The 17,981-nt window shown below is 64.6% G+C and carries 7 protein-coding genes, 1 other RNA gene and 1 pseudogene; 2 read left to right on the top strand and 7 right to left on the bottom strand.

Going from position 1 to position 17,981, the window contains the following annotated elements:
* Nucleotides 1-18: 18 nt before the first annotated feature.
* Nucleotides 19-10,212 (bottom strand): autotransporter-associated beta strand repeat-containing protein, encoded by a 10,194-nt coding sequence (locus ACCQ03_RS07445; RefSeq protein ID WP_209226904.1) that lies wholly within the window; start codon nucleotides 10,210-10,212, stop codon nucleotides 19-21.
* Between the two features lie 741 nt (nucleotides 10,213-10,953).
* Here ACCQ03_RS07445 and ACCQ03_RS07440 point away from each other — a divergent pair.
* Complete coding sequence (locus ACCQ03_RS07440; protein WP_057679400.1) at nucleotides 10,954-12,765, top strand: EAL domain-containing protein; 1,812 nt, start codon at nucleotides 10,954-10,956, stop codon at nucleotides 12,763-12,765.
* A gap of 131 nt (nucleotides 12,766-12,896) precedes the next feature.
* Here the strand turns inward: ACCQ03_RS07440 and ACCQ03_RS07435 are convergent, their stop codons facing one another.
* The 4 genes from ACCQ03_RS07435 to ACCQ03_RS07420 form a co-directional block, all read right to left on the bottom strand.
* Nucleotides 12,897-13,595 (bottom strand): DUF1349 domain-containing protein, encoded by a 699-nt coding sequence (locus ACCQ03_RS07435; protein ID WP_017158273.1) that lies wholly within the window; start codon nucleotides 13,593-13,595, stop codon nucleotides 12,897-12,899.
* 246 nt (nucleotides 13,596-13,841) lie between these two features.
* Nucleotides 13,842-13,913: non-coding RNA, sX9 sRNA (locus ACCQ03_RS07430), on the bottom strand.
* A 79-nt stretch (nucleotides 13,914-13,992) separates the two neighbouring features.
* Complete coding sequence (locus tag ACCQ03_RS07425) at nucleotides 13,993-14,913, bottom strand: M14 family metallopeptidase (RefSeq protein ID WP_209226906.1); 921 nt, start codon at nucleotides 14,911-14,913, stop codon at nucleotides 13,993-13,995.
* 101 nt (nucleotides 14,914-15,014) lie between these two features.
* Entirely contained in the window at nucleotides 15,015-15,524 is a 510-nt protein-coding gene (locus tag ACCQ03_RS07420; RefSeq protein ID WP_057679397.1) for a ferritin-like domain-containing protein, read from the bottom strand.
* Between the two features lie 360 nt (nucleotides 15,525-15,884).
* Between ACCQ03_RS07420 and ACCQ03_RS07415 the strand changes: the two are divergent.
* Nucleotides 15,885-16,082, top strand: a pseudogene (locus ACCQ03_RS07415) (hypothetical protein); the annotation flags it as partial.
* Nucleotides 16,083-16,166: 84 nt separating this feature from the next.
* On the opposite strand, the gene ACCQ03_RS07410 reads toward ACCQ03_RS07415, so the two are convergent.
* Entirely contained in the window at nucleotides 16,167-16,424 is a 258-nt protein-coding gene (locus tag ACCQ03_RS07410) for a KGG domain-containing protein (RefSeq protein ID WP_005916070.1), read from the bottom strand.
* A 784-nt stretch (nucleotides 16,425-17,208) separates the two neighbouring features.
* Nucleotides 17,209-17,955 carry a uroporphyrinogen-III C-methyltransferase gene (cobA, locus tag ACCQ03_RS07405; protein WP_170922334.1) on the bottom strand — a complete coding sequence of 249 codons (747 nt, stop codon included), beginning with the start codon at nucleotides 17,953-17,955 and terminating at the stop codon, nucleotides 17,209-17,211.
* Between the last annotated feature and the right edge of the window lie 26 nt (nucleotides 17,956-17,981).

Raw genomic sequence — 17,981 nt, 5'->3', positions numbered from 1 at the left:
CAAGCCGCAAGACAAGGCTCAGAAGCTCACTCCCCAGGTCACCTGGCCACCGTACGCCGTCTGCCCGTCGCCGCTGAGGCCTTGCAGCGACAGTGCCAGCCGGCTGCGTGGCGAGGTGATCAGGCTCACGCCCAGCTCGCCAATGGCCGCGTTCTTGGCCAGGGTGACGCTTTGCACCGAGAACTCCGAGGCGGTGCCGATGAAGCCGGCCGAGCGCTGCACCGAACGGTCGCCGAAGGCATGCCGCCAGCCTGCCGACGCATACAACGCCGCCTGTTGGCCGAGGTCCCAGTGACCACGCATACCCAGCGTGGCGGTACTGAAGGTGTCGCTGGCGCTGTCCACCGACAGCGCGGAAATGCCGCCGCGTTCGGTAAAGCCGTCGGTCTTCAGGCGGGTGTAATCGGCCGCAATGAACGGGCTGTACACGGCGCCCTCGGTGCGCAGATTCCAGGCCGCTTCCAGCGACACCGTGACCGCGGTGGCGTCGTAGCGGCTGACCAGGCGCTCTGCGAGCACGTCGGGCAACATCACCCGGCGTGTGCTGTCGACGCTGTAGCTGGCGTAATCCACCGCGCCCTGCAGCGAGAACGCAGACCAGTCTGCGCGGCCATACACGCCGGCATGCGTGCCATCCACATCGGCACGGTCGCCCCATTCGCGCGACCAGCTCTCGATATCCTGGTTGCCGACCGCAATGCCCACCACGCTGCGTTCGCCCAAGCGGCGTTCCGCACCGGCCATCACCCCGTTGTCCTCGCGGCGTACCGACACCGCATTGGCATCGCCATCGACACGGGTGGGCAGGCTGCGCCCGGTGATCCACACCATGGTGTCGCCGACCAGCGTGTCCTGGCTGTCGCCACGCAGATGGTTGCCGATGCCGCTGTTGAGGAAGCGGCTGTCCAGCATGGCGGTAGCCGTGCTGGCATGGCTTTCGCCCGACAACGAGGCGAACGCGGTGCGCACCGCTTCCGGGTCGTCGGGCAAACGCACCACGGCCTGATAGATCGGGCTGGTGTTCGGCAATCCGTCCACCGCTGCCGCCGTGGATTGCTGGTTAGGCGTGGTGACCGCATCCACCATGCCCACCGTATTGCGCCCGAACGTCACCGACAACGCAGTGGCGGTGGTGTTCACGTTCGGCTCGATAAACGCGTAGTCGGAGACGACGTTGGTGAACTGCCCGGTGAGACCGCCGCCGGCGCTGATCAACGGAATCTCCGTAAACAGCGGCATATCGGTCGCACGCACCAACTCCAGGGTGGTGCCGCTTGCTACCGTGGCTGCACCGCCCACCGTCACCGGCGTCACCACACCGCCCGCGCCGGGCGTTACCTGCAACGTGGAGCCTGGTGCAAACGTGGCAGTGCCGCCGACGCTGATGGTGCCACCGGCACCACCGATGGCGACCGTGCCCGACGACACCAGGCTGCCTACACTGCCGCTGCCGGTGAGCGTGCCGCCCGGACCCACCGTGACCGGCCCGCCCAGTGCCGCGCCGGGGTTGGCCAGGTTGCCGACACTCAGGGTGCCGGCATTGACCTCGGTCGGGCCGGTGAAGCTGCTGCTGTTGGCGGTGAGCAATAGCGTGCCGGTTCCCAGCTTGATGAAGCGACCGAGCCCGAACAACCTGCCTGCGTAGCTGCCGGCACTGGTTTGCAGGAAGGTCAGCGTGCTGTTGTTGGTGATGTCGCCCTGCAGGCTGGCGGTGTTGCCAACCAGCGTGCCCGCGTTGACGGTGGTACCGCCCAGGTAGCCGTTGACGCCATCCAGGGTGAGCGCACCGGTGCCATTCTTGACCAGCACGCCGCTGCCGGTGACGTTGCCAGCGTAGGTCCCATCGGTTGCCTGGTCGAACACCAGCACGGCGTTGTCGACAATGTTGCCCTGCAGGCTGTCGGTGGTGCCGATCAAGCTACCGCTGGCGATGGTGGTGCCGCCGCTGTAGGTGTTGGGCGCCACCAAAGTCAACGCGCCGGCACCTTGCTTGATCACGCTACCGGTGCCGCTGACCACCCCGGCGAACGCGCCGTCGCTGGCCTGATCGAAGACCAAGGTCGCGTTGTCGACCACATCGCCCTGCACGCTGGTGGTGTTGCCGACCAGGCTGCCGGCGCTGATGACGGTGCCGCCGGTATAGGTGTTGGCGCCAAGCAATTGCAGCACGCCGCTGCCGGTCTTTTCCAGCGAGCCGCTCCCGCTGACCGCGCCGGCATACACGCCACCGGTGATCTGGTCGAACACCAACGCTGCATTGTTGGTGATATCGCCCTGCAAGCTGGCGGTATCGCCGATCAGGGTGCCGGCCGCAATGGTGGTGCCACCGGTGTAGCCATTGGCGCCGTTGAGCCGCAATGCGCCGGCGCCCTCCTTGATCACCGTACCGGTGCCGGTGATCGAACCGGTAAACACGCCATCGGCCACCTGATTGAACGCCAGGGTTGCGTTGTCGACGATGGCGCCTTGCAGGCTTGCGCCATCTCCCACCAGCGTGCCGGCAGCGACCGTGATGCCACCGCTGTAGGTATTGCTGCCGCCGAGCGTCAGCACGCCGGTGTTGGTCTTGATCAAGCTCCCGCTACCGCTGATGTTGCCGGTAAGCGTGAGGTCGGCCGGGTTGTCGACGGTAAGCGCCGCGCCCAGCGTGACCGCGTTGCCCAATGCCGCGGCAACCGCATTGCTCAGCACCGAATCGCCGGTGACCGACAAGGTGCCGCTGCCCAGGGCGGTATTGCTGGCCACCGCCAGCGTGCCATCGCTGAGCGTCGTGCCGCCGGCATAGCTGTTGTTGCCGCTGAGCGTGAGGGTGGACGTGCCGTTCTTGATCAAACTGCTTGCACCGCTGATCGCACCGGTCAATGCCAGATCGTTGCTGCCCGGCAGCGTCAGCGCGCCATCGAGCACCACCGCATTGCCGAGCGCCAATGCTTGATTGGTATCGAGCGTGGTGCCCGCTGCGGCAGTGAGCGTGCCGGTGCCCAGCGCTTGCGCATTGCCCAACACCAGGGTGCCGCCGCCGAGCGCGGTGCCGCCGGTGTAGGTGTTGGCAGCAGTCAGCACCAGCGTGCCGGTGTCGAGCTTTTGCAGCGTGCCGGTGCCGCCGATGGCGACATCGATGGTGCCGGTCACGCCCGGATCGACACGGATGATGGTGTTCGCTGCGTTGGCGCTCAATGCGCCACCGCCTGCATCGCTCAGCACATAGCCATCGGTGATGAATTGCATGCCGGTGATGCCCTGGGTGCCCTGCACGCCTACGTTGCCGGCGGTGCCTGCGAAGACCGCAAAGCTGTTCTGCCAATCGCTGTTGGTCAGCCCATCGACCGACGTCCAATTGGTGGAACCGGCAGTCCATGTGCCAGTCCCGCCATCGGCGCTGCCGTTGGCGACGGTCTGCGCGCCATCCCAGAACTGCACGTTGCTACCGGACGCCAACAACACCACATTGACCTGCTGCGCCAGCGAGGTCTGCAGCGTGAGCTGGGCGGGGTCGACCGTGCCCGGCATTGTGCCAAAACCCATGCCATTGTTGGTCAGCGTGCCGGTGTAATCGATCAGGCGATACACGCCAGTGCCGAAGCCGCCGATGTCGGTGATGTTGAGCGTGCCATCCAGCGTGAGGTCGCCGTTGACCGCAAGCACCCCGGTCTGGCTGGGGATTCCCAGCAACGCATCGAGCGTGGCATTGGACGCCATGCTCAGGCTGCCGGTGGTCAGCAGCGCACCGCTGGTCACCACCAGGCGGCCACCGTCATTCACCGTGACCGCGGCATCGACCACGCCGCTGCCGCTCAGCGTGCCGCCGGTGCCCACGGTGACGCCACCGGCACTGCCCAGCGTGCCATCTACATCCAGCGTGCCTGCCGTGATCTGTGTGGTGCCGCCGATCGCGCTGGTGCCGGAGAGTTGTACGGTGCCGGTGCCGACCTTTTCCAGATTGCCGGCATCGTTCAACGCACCTGCAAACGTGCTGCTGACGTTGCCCACGCCCAGTTGCAAGGTGCTGCCACCCTGGATCGCCACATTGCCAAGGCCGGTGACGCTGCTCAACGCGGTATTGCTGCCGAGCGAGAGCCCTGCCCCTGCCGCAACATCCACGCTGGCGGTCGTCCCCAACGTGCCGGTGGCGGAGGTGGCCAGCACGCCGCCCTGCACCGACACCGGACCACTGAACAGGTTGCTGCCCGACAAGGTCAAGGTGCCCAGGCCCGTCTTGGTCAGCGCGCCCGCACCACTGAGCACGCCGGTCAACGCCAGATCGTCTGCACTGGCGATGGTCAGGTTGGCGCCCAGGTTGACGTTGTTGCCCAGGGCCAAGGCAATGGCATTGCTCAAGGTCGCATCGCCCAGCACCGACAGGCTGCCTGTGCCGAGTGCGGTGTTGCTGCCCACTGCCAGGGTGCCGGCATTCAACACGCTGCCGCCGAGGTAGCCGTTGCTGCCGTCCAGCGTCAGCGTGGAGGTGCCGTTCTTGATCAAGCTGCCGGCACCGCTGATGGCGCCGGCCAATGTCAGGTCGTTGCTGCCAGGCAGCGTCAACGCACCATCGAGCACCACCGCGTTGCCGAGCGCCAACGCTTGGTTGGTATCGAGCGTGGTGCCCGCTGCGGCGGTCAGCGTGCCGCTGCCCAGCGCTTGTGCATTGCCCAACACCAGGCTACCGCCGCCCAGCGCAGTGCCACCGGTGTAGGTGTTGGGACCACTCAGCACCAGCGTGCCGGTATCGAGCTTCTGCACGCCGCCGGTGCCGGTGATGGCCACATCGATGCTCGCCGTGGCACCCGGGTCGACGCGGATGGCAGTCAACGGGTCGGTCACTGCCAGTGCGCCCGCGCCGGCATCGCTCAGCTGATATCCATCGGTCACGAACTGCAGGCCGCCGATGTCCTGCGTGCCCTGCACGCCCACCGTGCCTGCCGTACCGGAAAACACTGCGAAGTCGCCTTGCCAGGTGCTGTTGGCGCTACCGTCCTGGCCGGTCCAGTTGGTGGCCGCACCCCAGGTGCCGGCGCCGCCATCCACAGTGCCATTGGCCGTGGTCTGCACACCGTCCCAGAATTGCACGATGCTGCCCGGCGCGGTGACCACCAGATTGAGTTGCTGGCCGATGGCGGTCTGCAGGGCGAGCTGGCTGATGTCCACGCTGCCCGGAAACAGGCCGATCAGCATGCCGTTGTTGGTGAGCGCGCCGGTGTAGTCGATCAAGCGATACACGCCGGTGCCGAAGCCGCCGAGATCGGTGATGTTGAGCGTACCGTCCAGGGTGAGATCGCCATTGACGGCCAGCAAGCCAGTTGCGCTTGGCGCACCCAACGCCACATCGACGAATGCGCCTGGCGCGAGCGTCAACGCACCCACGCTCAACGACGCACCGCTGGTGAGTGCGAGCCTGCCGCCATCGCTGACGGTGACCGCCGCACCCACATTGCCGGCGGCGCCGGTGCCGGTCAGTGTGCCGCCCGATGCCACGTTCAAGGCGCTGGTGCCGAGACTGCCGACCACATCGAGCGTGCCCGCACTGACCTGCGTGCTGCCACCGATCGCACTGGTACCGAGCAGACGCACGGTGCCGGTCCCCACCTTGTCCATGTTGCCGCCACCGCCCAGGCTGCCGGCGAAATCGCCGCCGCCCAGCTGGAGTGTGGCGCCGGTTTCGGTATCGACACCGCCCGCACCGCTGAGCGCGTTGATCAGCCCGCCATTGGTCAGATTCAACAGCGCGCCTGCCGCCACATCGACAGCGCTGGCGTTGCCCAGTGAGGCCGCGGTGCTGGCCACCACGGTACCGGCCTGGATCGCCAGCGGGCCGGTGTAGCTGTTGTTGCCGCTCAAGGTCAGCGTGCCGAGGCCGGTCTTGATCAGGCTTCCGCTGCCGCTGATGGCACCGCTGGCCAACATGTCTGCGGCGTTATCCACGGTGAGCGCGGCGCCCAGCGCGATGTCGTTGCCTAGCGCCACGGCAAGGGCATTGCTCAAGACCGAATTGCCGAGCACCGACAGGCTGCCGGTGCCGAGTGCATTGTCGGCGCCCACCGCAATCGTGCCCGCGGTCAGGCTGGTGCCGCCGCTGTAGCTGTTGCCGGCCGTGAGCGACAGTGTGGTGGTGCCGTTCTTGACCAGGTTGCCGGTGCCGCTGATGCTGCCGTTCAAGGCCAGGTCGTTGCTGCCCACCAGCGTCAGTTGATCGTTCAACGCGAGGTTGTTGCCTACCGTCAACGCGGCCGTGGCATCCAGTTCGGCAGCGCCGTTGACCAGCATGTCACCTACGCCAAGCGCGGCATTGTTCCCGAGCACCAGCCTGCCCGCATCCAGCGCAACGCCGCCACTGAAGGTATTGGCGTTGCTCAACGTCAGCGTGGCGCTGCCCTGCTTGTCGATGCCACCGATGCCGCTGACGACGCCGTCGAGCGCAATCTCCTGCGTGCCAGCCAGGGTCAGCGTGCCATTCAAGGCGACTGCATTGCCCAGCGCCACGGCGGTGCTTGCATCCAGCGTGGTACCGCCTGCGGCAGTCAAGGTACCTGCGCCCAATGCCGTGTTGCTGCCAACCAGCAACGAACCGCTCTGCAATTGCAGCCCACCGCTCCAGGTGTTGTTGCCGTTGAGGGTGAGCGTTTGTGCGCCGGTCTTGATCAGGCTGCCGGCGCCATCGATGACGCCATCGAGCGTGAGGTTTTGTCCATCGATCGTCAGCGCACCATTGGTGGTGAGCGCGTTCTGCAAGGTCACCGCAGAAGCAGCGGTGAGCCGCGTGCCGTTGGCAGCAGCGAGTGCGCCGCTACCGAGCGCGGTATTGCTGCCAACGACCACGGCACCGTCGTTCAACAAGGTGCCACCGGTGTAACTGTTGGTTCCGTTGAGCGTGAGCGCTCCGCTGCCTTGCTTGACCAGGCTGCCGGCACCGCTCACGGTACCGCTCAAGCCCAGGTTGTTGTTGCCGGTCAACGACAACGCACCATTGAGCACCACCGCATTTCCAAGCGTGGTGGCCGTGGTGGCCTGCAGTTGCGTGCCTCCGGCTGCGGTCAACACACCGCTGCCCAGCGCCGCGCCGCTGCCGACCGACAAGCTTCCCGCGTTGAGATCCACGCCGCCGTTGAAGGTATTGGCGCCGGTCAGTGTCAGCGCTGCTGCGCCGTCTTTGATCAGGCCACCGGCGCCGCTGATGCCGCCATTGAGGGTGAGGTCCTGGTTGCCGCCAAGTTGCAGATCTGCATCCAGCACCACGTTGTTGGCCACCACGCGTGCAGCGGTGCTATCGAGCAGGCCGCCACTCACGCTCAGGCTGCCCGCCCCGAGCGCGCTATCGCTGCCCAGGATCAGGCTGCCGGCCGTCAGGCGGGTGCCGCCCAGATAGGTGTTGTTGCCGCTGAGGGTCAAGCTGGCAGGGCCGAGTTTGTCCAGGCTGCCGGCGCCACTGATGCCCCCGGTCAGCGTGAGTGCGTTGCTGCCAGCCACAGTGAGCTGCCCTGCCAGCGCAATTGCATTGGCCAGCGTGCTCGCTGCTGCGCTGTCCAACGTCGTGCCGGCCGCTGCGGTCAAGGCTCCGCTACCCAGCGCGGTATTGCTGCCCACCGTGAGCTTGCCGGCATTGAGCGAGGTACCACCGCTATACGTGTTGTTGCCGGTTAGCGTGAGATCGCCGCCGGCCTTGACCAGGCTGCCGGCACCGCTGATGGTGCCGCCCAGGGTCAGCGCTTGCGCGCCATTGAGGGTCAGCGCGCCGGTGCTCAGCGTCACTGCGTTGCTCAGCGTGGCAGCGGCGGTGTTTTGCAAGGTCGCAGAGCCAGCGACATTCAACGTCCCGGTGCCCAGTGCGTTGCCGCTGGCCACCTGCAAGGTGCCGGCGTTGAGGCTGGTGCCGCCGGTGTAGGTATTCAGACCACCCAACGTCAGCGTCCCGCCACCAAGTTTGTTCAACGCGCCGGCGCCACTGATGGTGCCGGTGAGATTCAACGCATTGCCGCTACTGCCGATGCCCAAGGTTCCGGTCAGCGCAATCGCGTTGCCCAGCGTGGACGCTGCGGTGGCATCGAGCTCACCACCGCTGGCGGTGAGCGTGCCGGTGCCCAGGGCCGCATTCGAACCGACCACCAGTCGCCCGGTGCTGAGCGTGGTGCCGCCGGTGTAGGTGTTGGCATTGGTCAGTGTGAGATCGCCGGTGCCGCTCTTGATCAAACTGCCGGCACCGTTGATGGCACCGCTGAGCGTGAGCGCTTGTGTGCCGATCCAGTTCAACGGCGCAGCCAGGCTGATGCCATTGGCCACCGTCAATGGTGCAGTGGTGCTCAGACTGGATGCGCCGGTGACATTCAATGCACCCGTGCCCAGCGCGGACGCGGCACCCAGTTGCAGCGTGCCCGCTGCCAGCGTGGTGCCACCGCTGTAGGTATTGCTGCCGCTGAGTGAAAGCGTCCCGGTGCCCAGTTTATTGACACCGCCAACGCCGGCCAGCGTGCCGCTCAAGGTCAACGCGTTGCCGCTGGTACCCAGGCCCAGCGTATTGGTGAGCGCAAAGTTGTTGGTCAGGGTCAGCGGTGCAGTGGTATCCAGCAAACCGCCTGCCGCAGTGACCGTGGCAGTGCCAAGCGCACCGGAGGTCTCCAGCAGCACGCTGCCCGCACCCAGCGTGGTGCCGCCGCTGTAGGTATTGCTGCCGCCCAAGGTCAGCGTGCCGGCGCCGATCTTGTTGAGCGCCCCCGTACCACTGATCGTCCCTCCGATTCGCAGTGTGTTTGCGCCGCCAATACCAACCGTGTTGCTCAACGAAAACGCATTGGTCAGGTTCACTGCGGCACCTGCCAATACGCTGCCGCCGGATGCAGTGACCGTGCCGGTGCCCAAGGCGCTGTTGGCGCCCACCGTCAATGCGCCATTGAGCAGATTGACGCCGCCGCTGAACGTGCTGGTACCGGTCAGCGCCAGTCCGCCGGTGCCGGTCTTGGTCAATCCACCGGTGCCGGTGATTGCGCTGCCCACGGTCAGGTTATTGGTCCCCTGCACGGTCAGGCCGCCCGCGCCAAGCGCAATGCCATTGGTCGGTGCAAGGGTCAGACCGGCAGCCGTGGCTTCGAGCGTGCCGCCGTTGGCGGTGATGGTGGTGCCCAACTGCGCAGGATTGGCGAACTGCAGCACACCGCCGTTGAGCGCGCTGTTGGCGAAGTTGCTCGCCCCGCCCACCGACCAGGTGCCGCTATTGACACGCAAATTGCCGAAGTTGATGTATTGCGCGGTGCTCAACGTCCCGGTGCCGGTGCTGCCGCTGCCGGTACCGACCGCAGAATTCTGCAGGATCAACGTGTTGTTTCCGCCCAGGCCTCCATCCACCACACCGGTTTGCGCGAATCTCAGCAAACCGCCCGGGCCGAGCAATTCCAGGGCGAGCCCTCCCCCGCTGTTGACGCTGCCACCGGTGACGGCAGTGAAGCTGTTGGTGCTGCCCGCCCCCATCGAAACACTGCCGTTGATGGTGCCTGAGTTGACGAACGTGTTGCCAGTGGCCGAACTCTGAAAGCCCACCCGTCCGTTGATGGTGCCGGTATTGACCGCGTTGACGGTGCCTCCACCGGACACCGCGATCACCGGCGTGTCCGACCCGAGGATTGACAACCCCAGCAACGGGCGACTATCGATCACGCCGGCGTTATTGATCTGCACCGTTCCGTTGTTGGCCGACGTCAGCCCCAGCGCCATGCCGTCGAGATTGAGCAGATTGGCGCCGAGCACGCCGCCGGTGCCATAGAGCGTGCCGCTGGCAAGATTGTTGACGGTGACGGCGGTGGAGCTGGCATTGCCCATGGTCACGCCGCTGCTCAATACCGAGAGCAGCCCAAGCACGGAAGGGTCGATGGTGCCGGCGTTGTTGAGTGTGGAATTGGTACCGCTCAGGGCGATGGCGGTGCCGCCCAACAAACCTGCGGTCATCTGGCTGCCGGAGGCGACATTCACGGTTAGGTTGTTGGCGCTACTGGAAAAGCTGTTACTGGTGACCGGCGTACCCGAGCAGGTGACCGTTGCGCCCGCCGCTGGGATGGCCGGCGTGCATGCGCCCCAGGCCACCATCGGTGCGGCGGCCCCCGCCGCGAGGACCAACAGGGCCGGCAATTGATGACGGGTAGAGCCAGGCTTGCGACGCCGACGCACCAATTCATGCGTCACTACCCAATTGCCGATGGCTGCGTTCCAGACCAACGCAAATGCACGATTCATTTGATTCCCCCTGTTTGCCGAGCAGAGACCGGCGCGCACCCATGCACGCGCCTCAAAAGACGGATTGGAATAACGGTAGAGCCGGTTTAAGCAGCCAGGCCGCCTCGACGCATCATGGCGAGTGGCTGCTGACAGCACTTGCAGGGCGCAACGGAGTTAATACCACTCTCAAATCACTGCGCCACTAAATTAATAGGCGATTCAATACACCTGAAACTGTGCCGAATATCACTAACTCCAATCTCATCCATGACAAAGGCCAAATCTGTGCGCTGGCTTGCTCGCGTCCGCTAAATGTGGGTTCTTGCAGCCTCATCTGTAACGACTTACACCGTCCGCGGCAAATGCACGCTACGACAGCTTAATTTGACGTTTTTATCGACGGCGATTAGATGAGCCCGAATCCTGAAGCAGGGTTCTACAGGATTAAACTAATTAGGCGCCTTGCCTTATAACCAATCGTCTTCAATGAAAATTGCCGCATCGCAAAGGCCCGCACATCATCGAACAAGGGCTCCAATCAGTTTATGAGTTTGTTTTAGAGGGTAAGACCAGCTTGTAGTCGACATCGACCGGCCGAGTACGGTATTTGTATATCGCGAGCGCCACAGCAGCGGTTATTGTCGGGACTGCTAGGCCGCTCGACGTTTGCAACAACCCAGCAGTTGATCGGCCTGATGCGCAATTGGTAGATTCCGTCACCTATCGATGACCTCGGTTTGTTTCTAGTAGCGGTGCAGTGTGATCTTCGACACGGAACCCGATGCCATGACGCTTGCCCCGGACGACAAACCGCAGGATCGCCACTTCGACTGGTCAGGGGTGCCGATCGACCTGGGCGGCATGGAGCCGCTTGAACAAATCGCACGATTGCTTTGCCACGCCCTGGTTGCACCGGCTGCTGCGCTGACCATCACCGAGGGCGGGCGCCTGCGTGTGCTGGCAGCACGTGGCATCAGCAGCAGTCATGTCAGGCAGGCCATGGAGCTGTGCCAGCAGGTACCGCCAGCGCCCAATGGCGTGATCGAGTTGATCGAGCATGCAGCGCTTGCGCAAATGCAACTCGGCGATGCTGCCTTCCCCGGCTTGCCCGCGCGCTTCATCGCCTGCGTGCCCGTGGGTGCGCCGCAGACGGGAATTTCCGGCACCCTGTGCGTGATCGACACGCGTGAGCGGCGGCTGGCAAGCCAGGAGCATCAGCAACTGCTGATGTTCGCCAACGTGGCTGCCGCACAGCTGGAATTGCAGTTCGGTGCGGGCCGACGCGAGCCGCACAGCGGCTTGCTCAATACGCGTCAGCTGCAGTCGGATCTGGACGCCCTCGCCTTCGGTAGCCATAGCGTGCCCACCATTGCTGCATTCATCGAGGTCTACGACACCCAGGCCGCCAACGAGGCGCGCCAGGCGCTGGGCATGCAGCCGTTGGAAGAGCTGGTTCGCCACGCCAGCTACGTATTGACGCGCGCCCTGCGCGGCAAGGCCACCGTCTACCACGTGGCCTCGATGCGCTTTGCGTTCTTTCTGCTCAACTCCGCGCCGGATGAGATGGAAGACCTGCTGCTGGATCTGCGCGATATGTTGCACAAGCCGGTGGATGCCGCTGGCGTACCGATGTCGCTGACCTTTCATGCCGGGGTGGTGCGCTTCGCCCCGCAGCAGCCGGACACCAACGATGTGATGCGCAAGGGCCTGGTGGCGCTGGGCGATGCCATCAACAACCATGCCATCGTGTGTTGGTACAGCGCGTCGCACGACGATGCGATCCAACGCTCCTACCGCCTGGCGCTGGATGCCGAACAGGCCCTGAAAGCCGGCGATTTCCGGCTGGTGTTCCAGCCGCGCATCAATCTTGAAGACCTCTCGGTGACCGGCTTCGAAGCATTGCTGCGCTGGCATCACACCAGTCTCGGCCCGATCGGTCCCGACGAGTTCATCCCGCTCTTCGAAAAAACCGCATTGATGTGCACGGTCACCAATTGGGTGATCGAAAGCGCGTTGGTCCAGCTGGCGAAATGGCGTGCCCAGGGCTTGGATGTTTCCATCTCTATCAACCTGTCCTCGCGCGATTTCGGCAACATCAATCTGGCAGCGGATGTCATCAACCGCTGCAAGGACCTGGCGATTCCCACCACTTGCATCGAACTGGAAATCACCGAAGGCCGCTGGCTGCGCAGCAATGTCGAAGCGGTCCCGCGGCTGCGCGCGTTGCGCGATGCAGGCGTGAGCGTGGCCATCGACGATTTCGGCACCGGCTATAGCAACTTCGGCTATCTCACCGAGTTGCCGGTCAATGTGCTCAAGCTGGACCGGTCGCTGGTGACCGGCATCGCCACCAAAACCGGCATGCAGATGCGCGCAGAAGCGGTGGTGCGCCTGGCCAACGCATTGGGCTATCGCACCGTGGCCGAGGGCATCGAGCATGCCGATGAGATTGCCTTGCTGCGGAGCTGGGGATGCGATGAGGCGCAGGGGTATCTGCTCGCCAAACCCATGGAAGCGCATCTGGTGGCCGACTACGTCACACAGGCCGCGGCGCTGCAGCGTCTGCCGTAAAGCCGCGGCGGCGCGCGGATGCTGCCGCATAGGCAATCACACCGCGCCGCGCTGTGCGGATGGATGCGCGATGCCTTGCGATGCGATGCACGTCCACCCTTTCGCCTGCACTGAATCAATACTCCAACTGCTCAACTGAGATCGTGCAGGTCCTTGCCCAGCGGCGCGCTCAGTGCCCAATCGGAGAAGCGCACCTTCAGCCCGGCGCGCTCGGGCGTGCAGCACATCGGTCCGACCCGATAGGCGCTTGCTGGCGGGAATGGACATAACCGCACCAGCGGCCAGTGACGGCCGTCCGCAGAGACCTGCAGGCGCAGCACACCGTCGGCAACCGTGGCACGGATCCAGAAATCCTTGGGGTCGGCTTCGTAAGGACCAGTGGCCCAATCCGATACCGGGTTGGTCAACACGCTGCTGAGCATGGCACGCCCGTCGCTCAGTTCGATTCCGGCCTTGACCCAGTGCTGCTCGTCCACGCGCACCATGATGCCGGCCTGGTCGTACAGGGCTTCGTACTGCGCGCGCACGCGCAACTGCGCGGTGAAGCCTGCACCCGTCTCGATGCCCAGAAAGTGCCCGCTATCGCGGGTGAACCCATAGTGCGTCTTGCGCCAGAAGTCGGTCGCCTGGTCGGTGACCACATCCAACGTGTCGCCGTTGATAGCGAGTGTCTTCGGCCGGTTGAGCCAGGTTCCGGCGTGCCAGCTGCTGTCCTGCGCCATGGTATTCCTCGGGTTGGTCTGTTGTGCAAACGCGCCACCACTGAACGTCATCCCGACCACGCCAGCCACTACGCGCCTGCGTGCGCCATTGAATGCATCGTGTTGCATGGATCTGCGCTCCTGCGACTTATGAACGCGTAGTCTACGAGCTGTACGCGCAAGGCTGCATGCGTGCGCTCGTCCTGTGTTCGCCAGACGGGCAAGGCGCCGGTGCGTCGACGATGCGCAGCCGTGCAGACGCGTCGCAGACAGGCGACGCAGCCGCAGGACCCAGGTCCGAATCCGCGCGCGCAATCGCTGCGTGCGGCATACGGCGATTTGCCGGCCAACCCTGTCGTGTACGCGCCCGAGAGCGGCTAACAAACGTAGCGAGCAGTCGTCAGGTGGCGTGGACGGCGCGGAGGAACCGGGGTACGCGCGGTACATGCCGATTCCGAGCACCGGCCGCGCCGGCCTGGCGGCTGCACAGCAGTGTTGCTGGCTACTCTAGGCGCCCGCCCTGCCCTCAGTGCTGCGCCAATGCGTAGTCGATTGCCGCGCAGATGGCCGCGACCTGCGCAGCATTGCATTGGTCGGGCGTGGCGCGTGGGCTATCCGGATAGACCTCGGTGGTCGTGCGATACCGCGCATCGGTGACGCCGGCGCACAAGCCCAGCCGCCGCACCGGATAATTGATGACCCCATGCCCCACCACCGGTGCACCGATGAGTTGCCCATCGGCATCGGCAGGCGCGATATGCGTCACCTGGGCCACCGCTGCGATCACCGCCTGCTGAAAGGCCGGCTGCGGATCCTCACTGTCGCCGACCAGATAAAACCCGTCCGGAATACTCCCCGGCACGAACACCGCACCGTCGCGCGCCGCCAACGCAGGGCGAAACTCGCTCTCGTCGCTATCGGTGGTTTCGTGCAGGTCGATATGCACCAGCATTTGCGCGGAGCTCGCAGCCACCAGCCGCATCAGCGCAGCCGACTCTTCGGCCGGGCTGTCGTGGCGAAAGGCGCGATTCGGATCGACTGCATCGGCATTCCAACGCTGGATGCGTTCGTAGCCCCAGGGATTGATGCACGGCGCCACCAGTAAATTGCATTTGCCTGCGTAATCGGCAGCACGCTGATGCAGAAATTGCAGCGCACCTTGCACGCCGCTGGTTTCGTAGCCGTGCACGCCGCCAGTGACCAACACGCATGGCAGGCTGTCGTCCCACTGCGCGCTGCGCAGTGCCAGCAAGGGATACTCCCCTTGCGCATGTGCAATGGTGCTGTACCGCACGCGTTGGTACCGCACGGCCAGTGCGGCGACCTGCTGCACGACGTCGTCCGCGTAGCTGCGCTGCTGCAGCTGGCGTGCGCGCCACATGGCGCGTTCCGGCTCGCCCCACGGTTGCCCGGGCGTACCGATCGGATACATGGGGATTGTCGTCATTGCAGATACCGGTGCTAAGAAGACGCCAAGGGTAAGCGCTCTGCGCACAGAAGCAAAAAGGCCCCGCAGTGCGGGGCCGATGAAGCTTGTATTGCTGACGCTTATTTCTTTGCCGTGACCCCTGGCGTGGCGTCGCGCACCAGGAACTCTTCGGTCAACTCCGGCAGATGCGCCAGCAGCCAATCGGCCATGGCCTGTTCCTCGGGCAGGATTTGCTCGCACACGCGCTGCGTTTCGACATCGCCCACCGTCTTGGCGGCACCCAGCAACGCGGTGTAGGTGGCGATCTCAAGGTTCTCGAACACGTAGCTGGCCATCGCGCCCTTGACGATTTCGTCGGAGGTGGTCATGCCGCCCATCGCCTGCCCGAATGCGGCCATCTTGCCCATGGCGTCCTTGATGATTGACGGTGATCCGCCCAGACGCTCGATGCACGACTCGACCAAGCGCTGTTGCCCGAGCGTCTCTTCCAAATGTTGCTCGATGCGGGCCTTGAGCTGAGGGTAGTGCTCGATGCGTGCAGCCTGGGCCTTGAGCATCTGCTCGGCCTGCTGCTCCATTGCATGCGCATCGCGCAGCCAGTCCATCAGATTTTCTTGGGGTTCGGCCATGGGGTTCTCCTGTTTGTTTGCGATATATCCAGCCTGCAGCGGCGTGGATGAAAGACGCGCCTGTTCCAAGTGAACGCTGCGTGCGACGTCTACGTGGCATTGACATGGCACAGAGGAATCGACGGCTGCGCCATCCAAAGGCGGTTGTACGCAATCGCAACGGAACTGGGGACCGCGCGGCGATTACTGAGGCACTGCATGCAGCGTAGCGCCGCTGACCGCGCTGACTATCCTAGTTCTATGCCCGGCACCGGTCGTTGGGATGCTTTATTCCTAAGCGGTGCTGCAAGCGCCACACACCGGTGGGCTGCAAATCCTGCCGGGTTGGGAGCTGCAACAGGGCACGCGGGAAATTTTTCCATGCAATCGATGTCGGACGTCATGCAGGAGTGCAAAAATTTCTCGCTTGCGCTTGATGCGTTGCACACCAAGCACTCATGGATCTTTCCTGGTGCGCATGACATCACGCGCGACGATGACGTGCACAAAATCTGCAATCGATTGCGCATTTCCGCGTGGAGCAATCGATTGGCTTCAAGCCTAAAACAGCACAGGCGCTGGCCGCGTGGGCGTAGCGCCTGTGTCCAACGAACCGCAAAATTCGCTCCCAAACCGGCGCGTCATCGCGCGACGATGGCTGGATTAAGCAGATTCTTCTTGCGGCTTGGCCTGCTTGGAACGCCCGCCCTTGCTGCCGATCCGCGACATGTGATCGCGATCGCGGCTCACCGCCTGACCGCCCTTACGGCCAGCTTCGCGCGCTTCGTCGCTGGTAAATTCGTGCGCATTGCCGCTGGCATGCGCGGCTTTGCCGCCGCTACTCGCCAACAGGCGGCGCTTCTCCGGATCCAATGCGGCAAAGCCGCGCCGGCTACGGGTCGTGTTTTGTCCGTCTTCCACTGTGCCTCCTCTCGATGCTTCGGTTACGCCTGGGTATTGGGCTAACCGCAACATTCGTGCCAACCCGGAAAGGCAGGCCCGGCGGTGGATTGCGGACGGATGCAGGAAAAAACGGCTGCGCTCGCTGCGCAAATCTTGCACACCTTCGCGTCGCCGGACGATGGGGCCTACCTCATAGGTGGATAGCGCTATCACGTGGCGCTACTGCGGTGCGGATGTGGCGAGACGGCTTGCGCGGCGCCGCAGCAACAGCGGCCGTGCCTAGGTCAAGCGGCTGCCCTGATCCAGGCACGTTCGAATCTGGCGTAGTCGGATTGCCACGCACGTCAGGCATCGGACCTGGCGTTCGGCTCACTCGATCGTCTGCGTGAGGCAGTCGTCTAAACGATGATGTGCGCAACACCTCGCAGCGCGCATCCTGGTAACCCGCAAGATCGCTTGATCAATCTGCCACCGGAATGCCAAGACGGCGACGCAGCCACAGGACGAAACTGGCAGTGCCCGTACCAGACTGCGCGTACATCCTGGCGCGCACTGATGCGCCCTCAACGCACCAGGCGTTGATTTATGCCCGGCGAAAACTTCGCGACTGCGTGCAGGTCAGTACCACTGGCCGACGTCGATGCCAGGCCGGAACCATTACGCGTGCCGTGCCGTCCATGTACGCATGCGGCTGGCCCCAAGCCCCGACAAGCAGTCCCCGGGCGCACGCGCACCATGTCAGGCGGACGTCGTGAACCCGAATCGCCCTGCCCTGCAGCCGCGTCATCCGGAGTGCGCTGCCTCACCCCATTGCCTGCACCACCATCGGCCCACCGCGGTCGTCGCACCCGGCAGCAGCTTCGGACAGCGCATCGCCCACCAGCAACAAGGTCGGCAAACCCGGCGGCAGCGCGCTGGCTGTCATCCCCAGGTCGCCCAGGGTGGTGAGGCGACGTTGCTGCTCCGGCCGTGTGGCGGCCTGCACGATGGCAGCGGGCGTGCTGGCCGGCAAATGTGCCAGCAATGCAGCGGCCAGCGCATCTGCGCGGCGCAGGCCCATGTAGATGCCCAGCGTGGTGCCGCTGGCCGCCAGCGCACCCCAATTCGGCTCGCCGTGGTCGTGGGTGTGCGCAGTGACGAAGGTGATGCCATGGCAGTGGCTGCGATGGGTCAACGAGACCTCCAGTGCGGCCGCCGCAGCGAATGCCGCACTCACGCCGTTGATCACCTGCACCCCGACACCGGCACGACGCAGGAAGGCGATCTCTTCGCCAGCGCGTCCGAACAGCAGCGCATCGCCCCCTTTCACGCGCACCACGCGCAGGCCTTGCAACGCATAGCGACGCATCAGCCGGCAGATGAACTCCTGCGGTGTCGAACGGCATCCGCCACGTTTGCCGACCCGGATCACGCGCGCCTGCGGTGCGAGTTCGACGATCTCCGGGTTGGCCAGATCGTCGAGCAGCAGCACCTGCGCCGACGCCAGCGCCTTCACCGCCTTGATGGTGAGCAATTCCAGATCGCCCGGGCCGGCGGACAACAACACCACATCACGTGCGCAGGAAGGTGTGACTG

This window comes from Xanthomonas sp. NCPPB 3569, from assembly GCF_041475645.2.
Classification (GTDB): Bacteria; Pseudomonadota; Gammaproteobacteria; order Xanthomonadales; family Xanthomonadaceae; genus Xanthomonas; species Xanthomonas phaseoli.
This window is presented reverse-complemented; position numbering and strand designations above follow the sequence as displayed.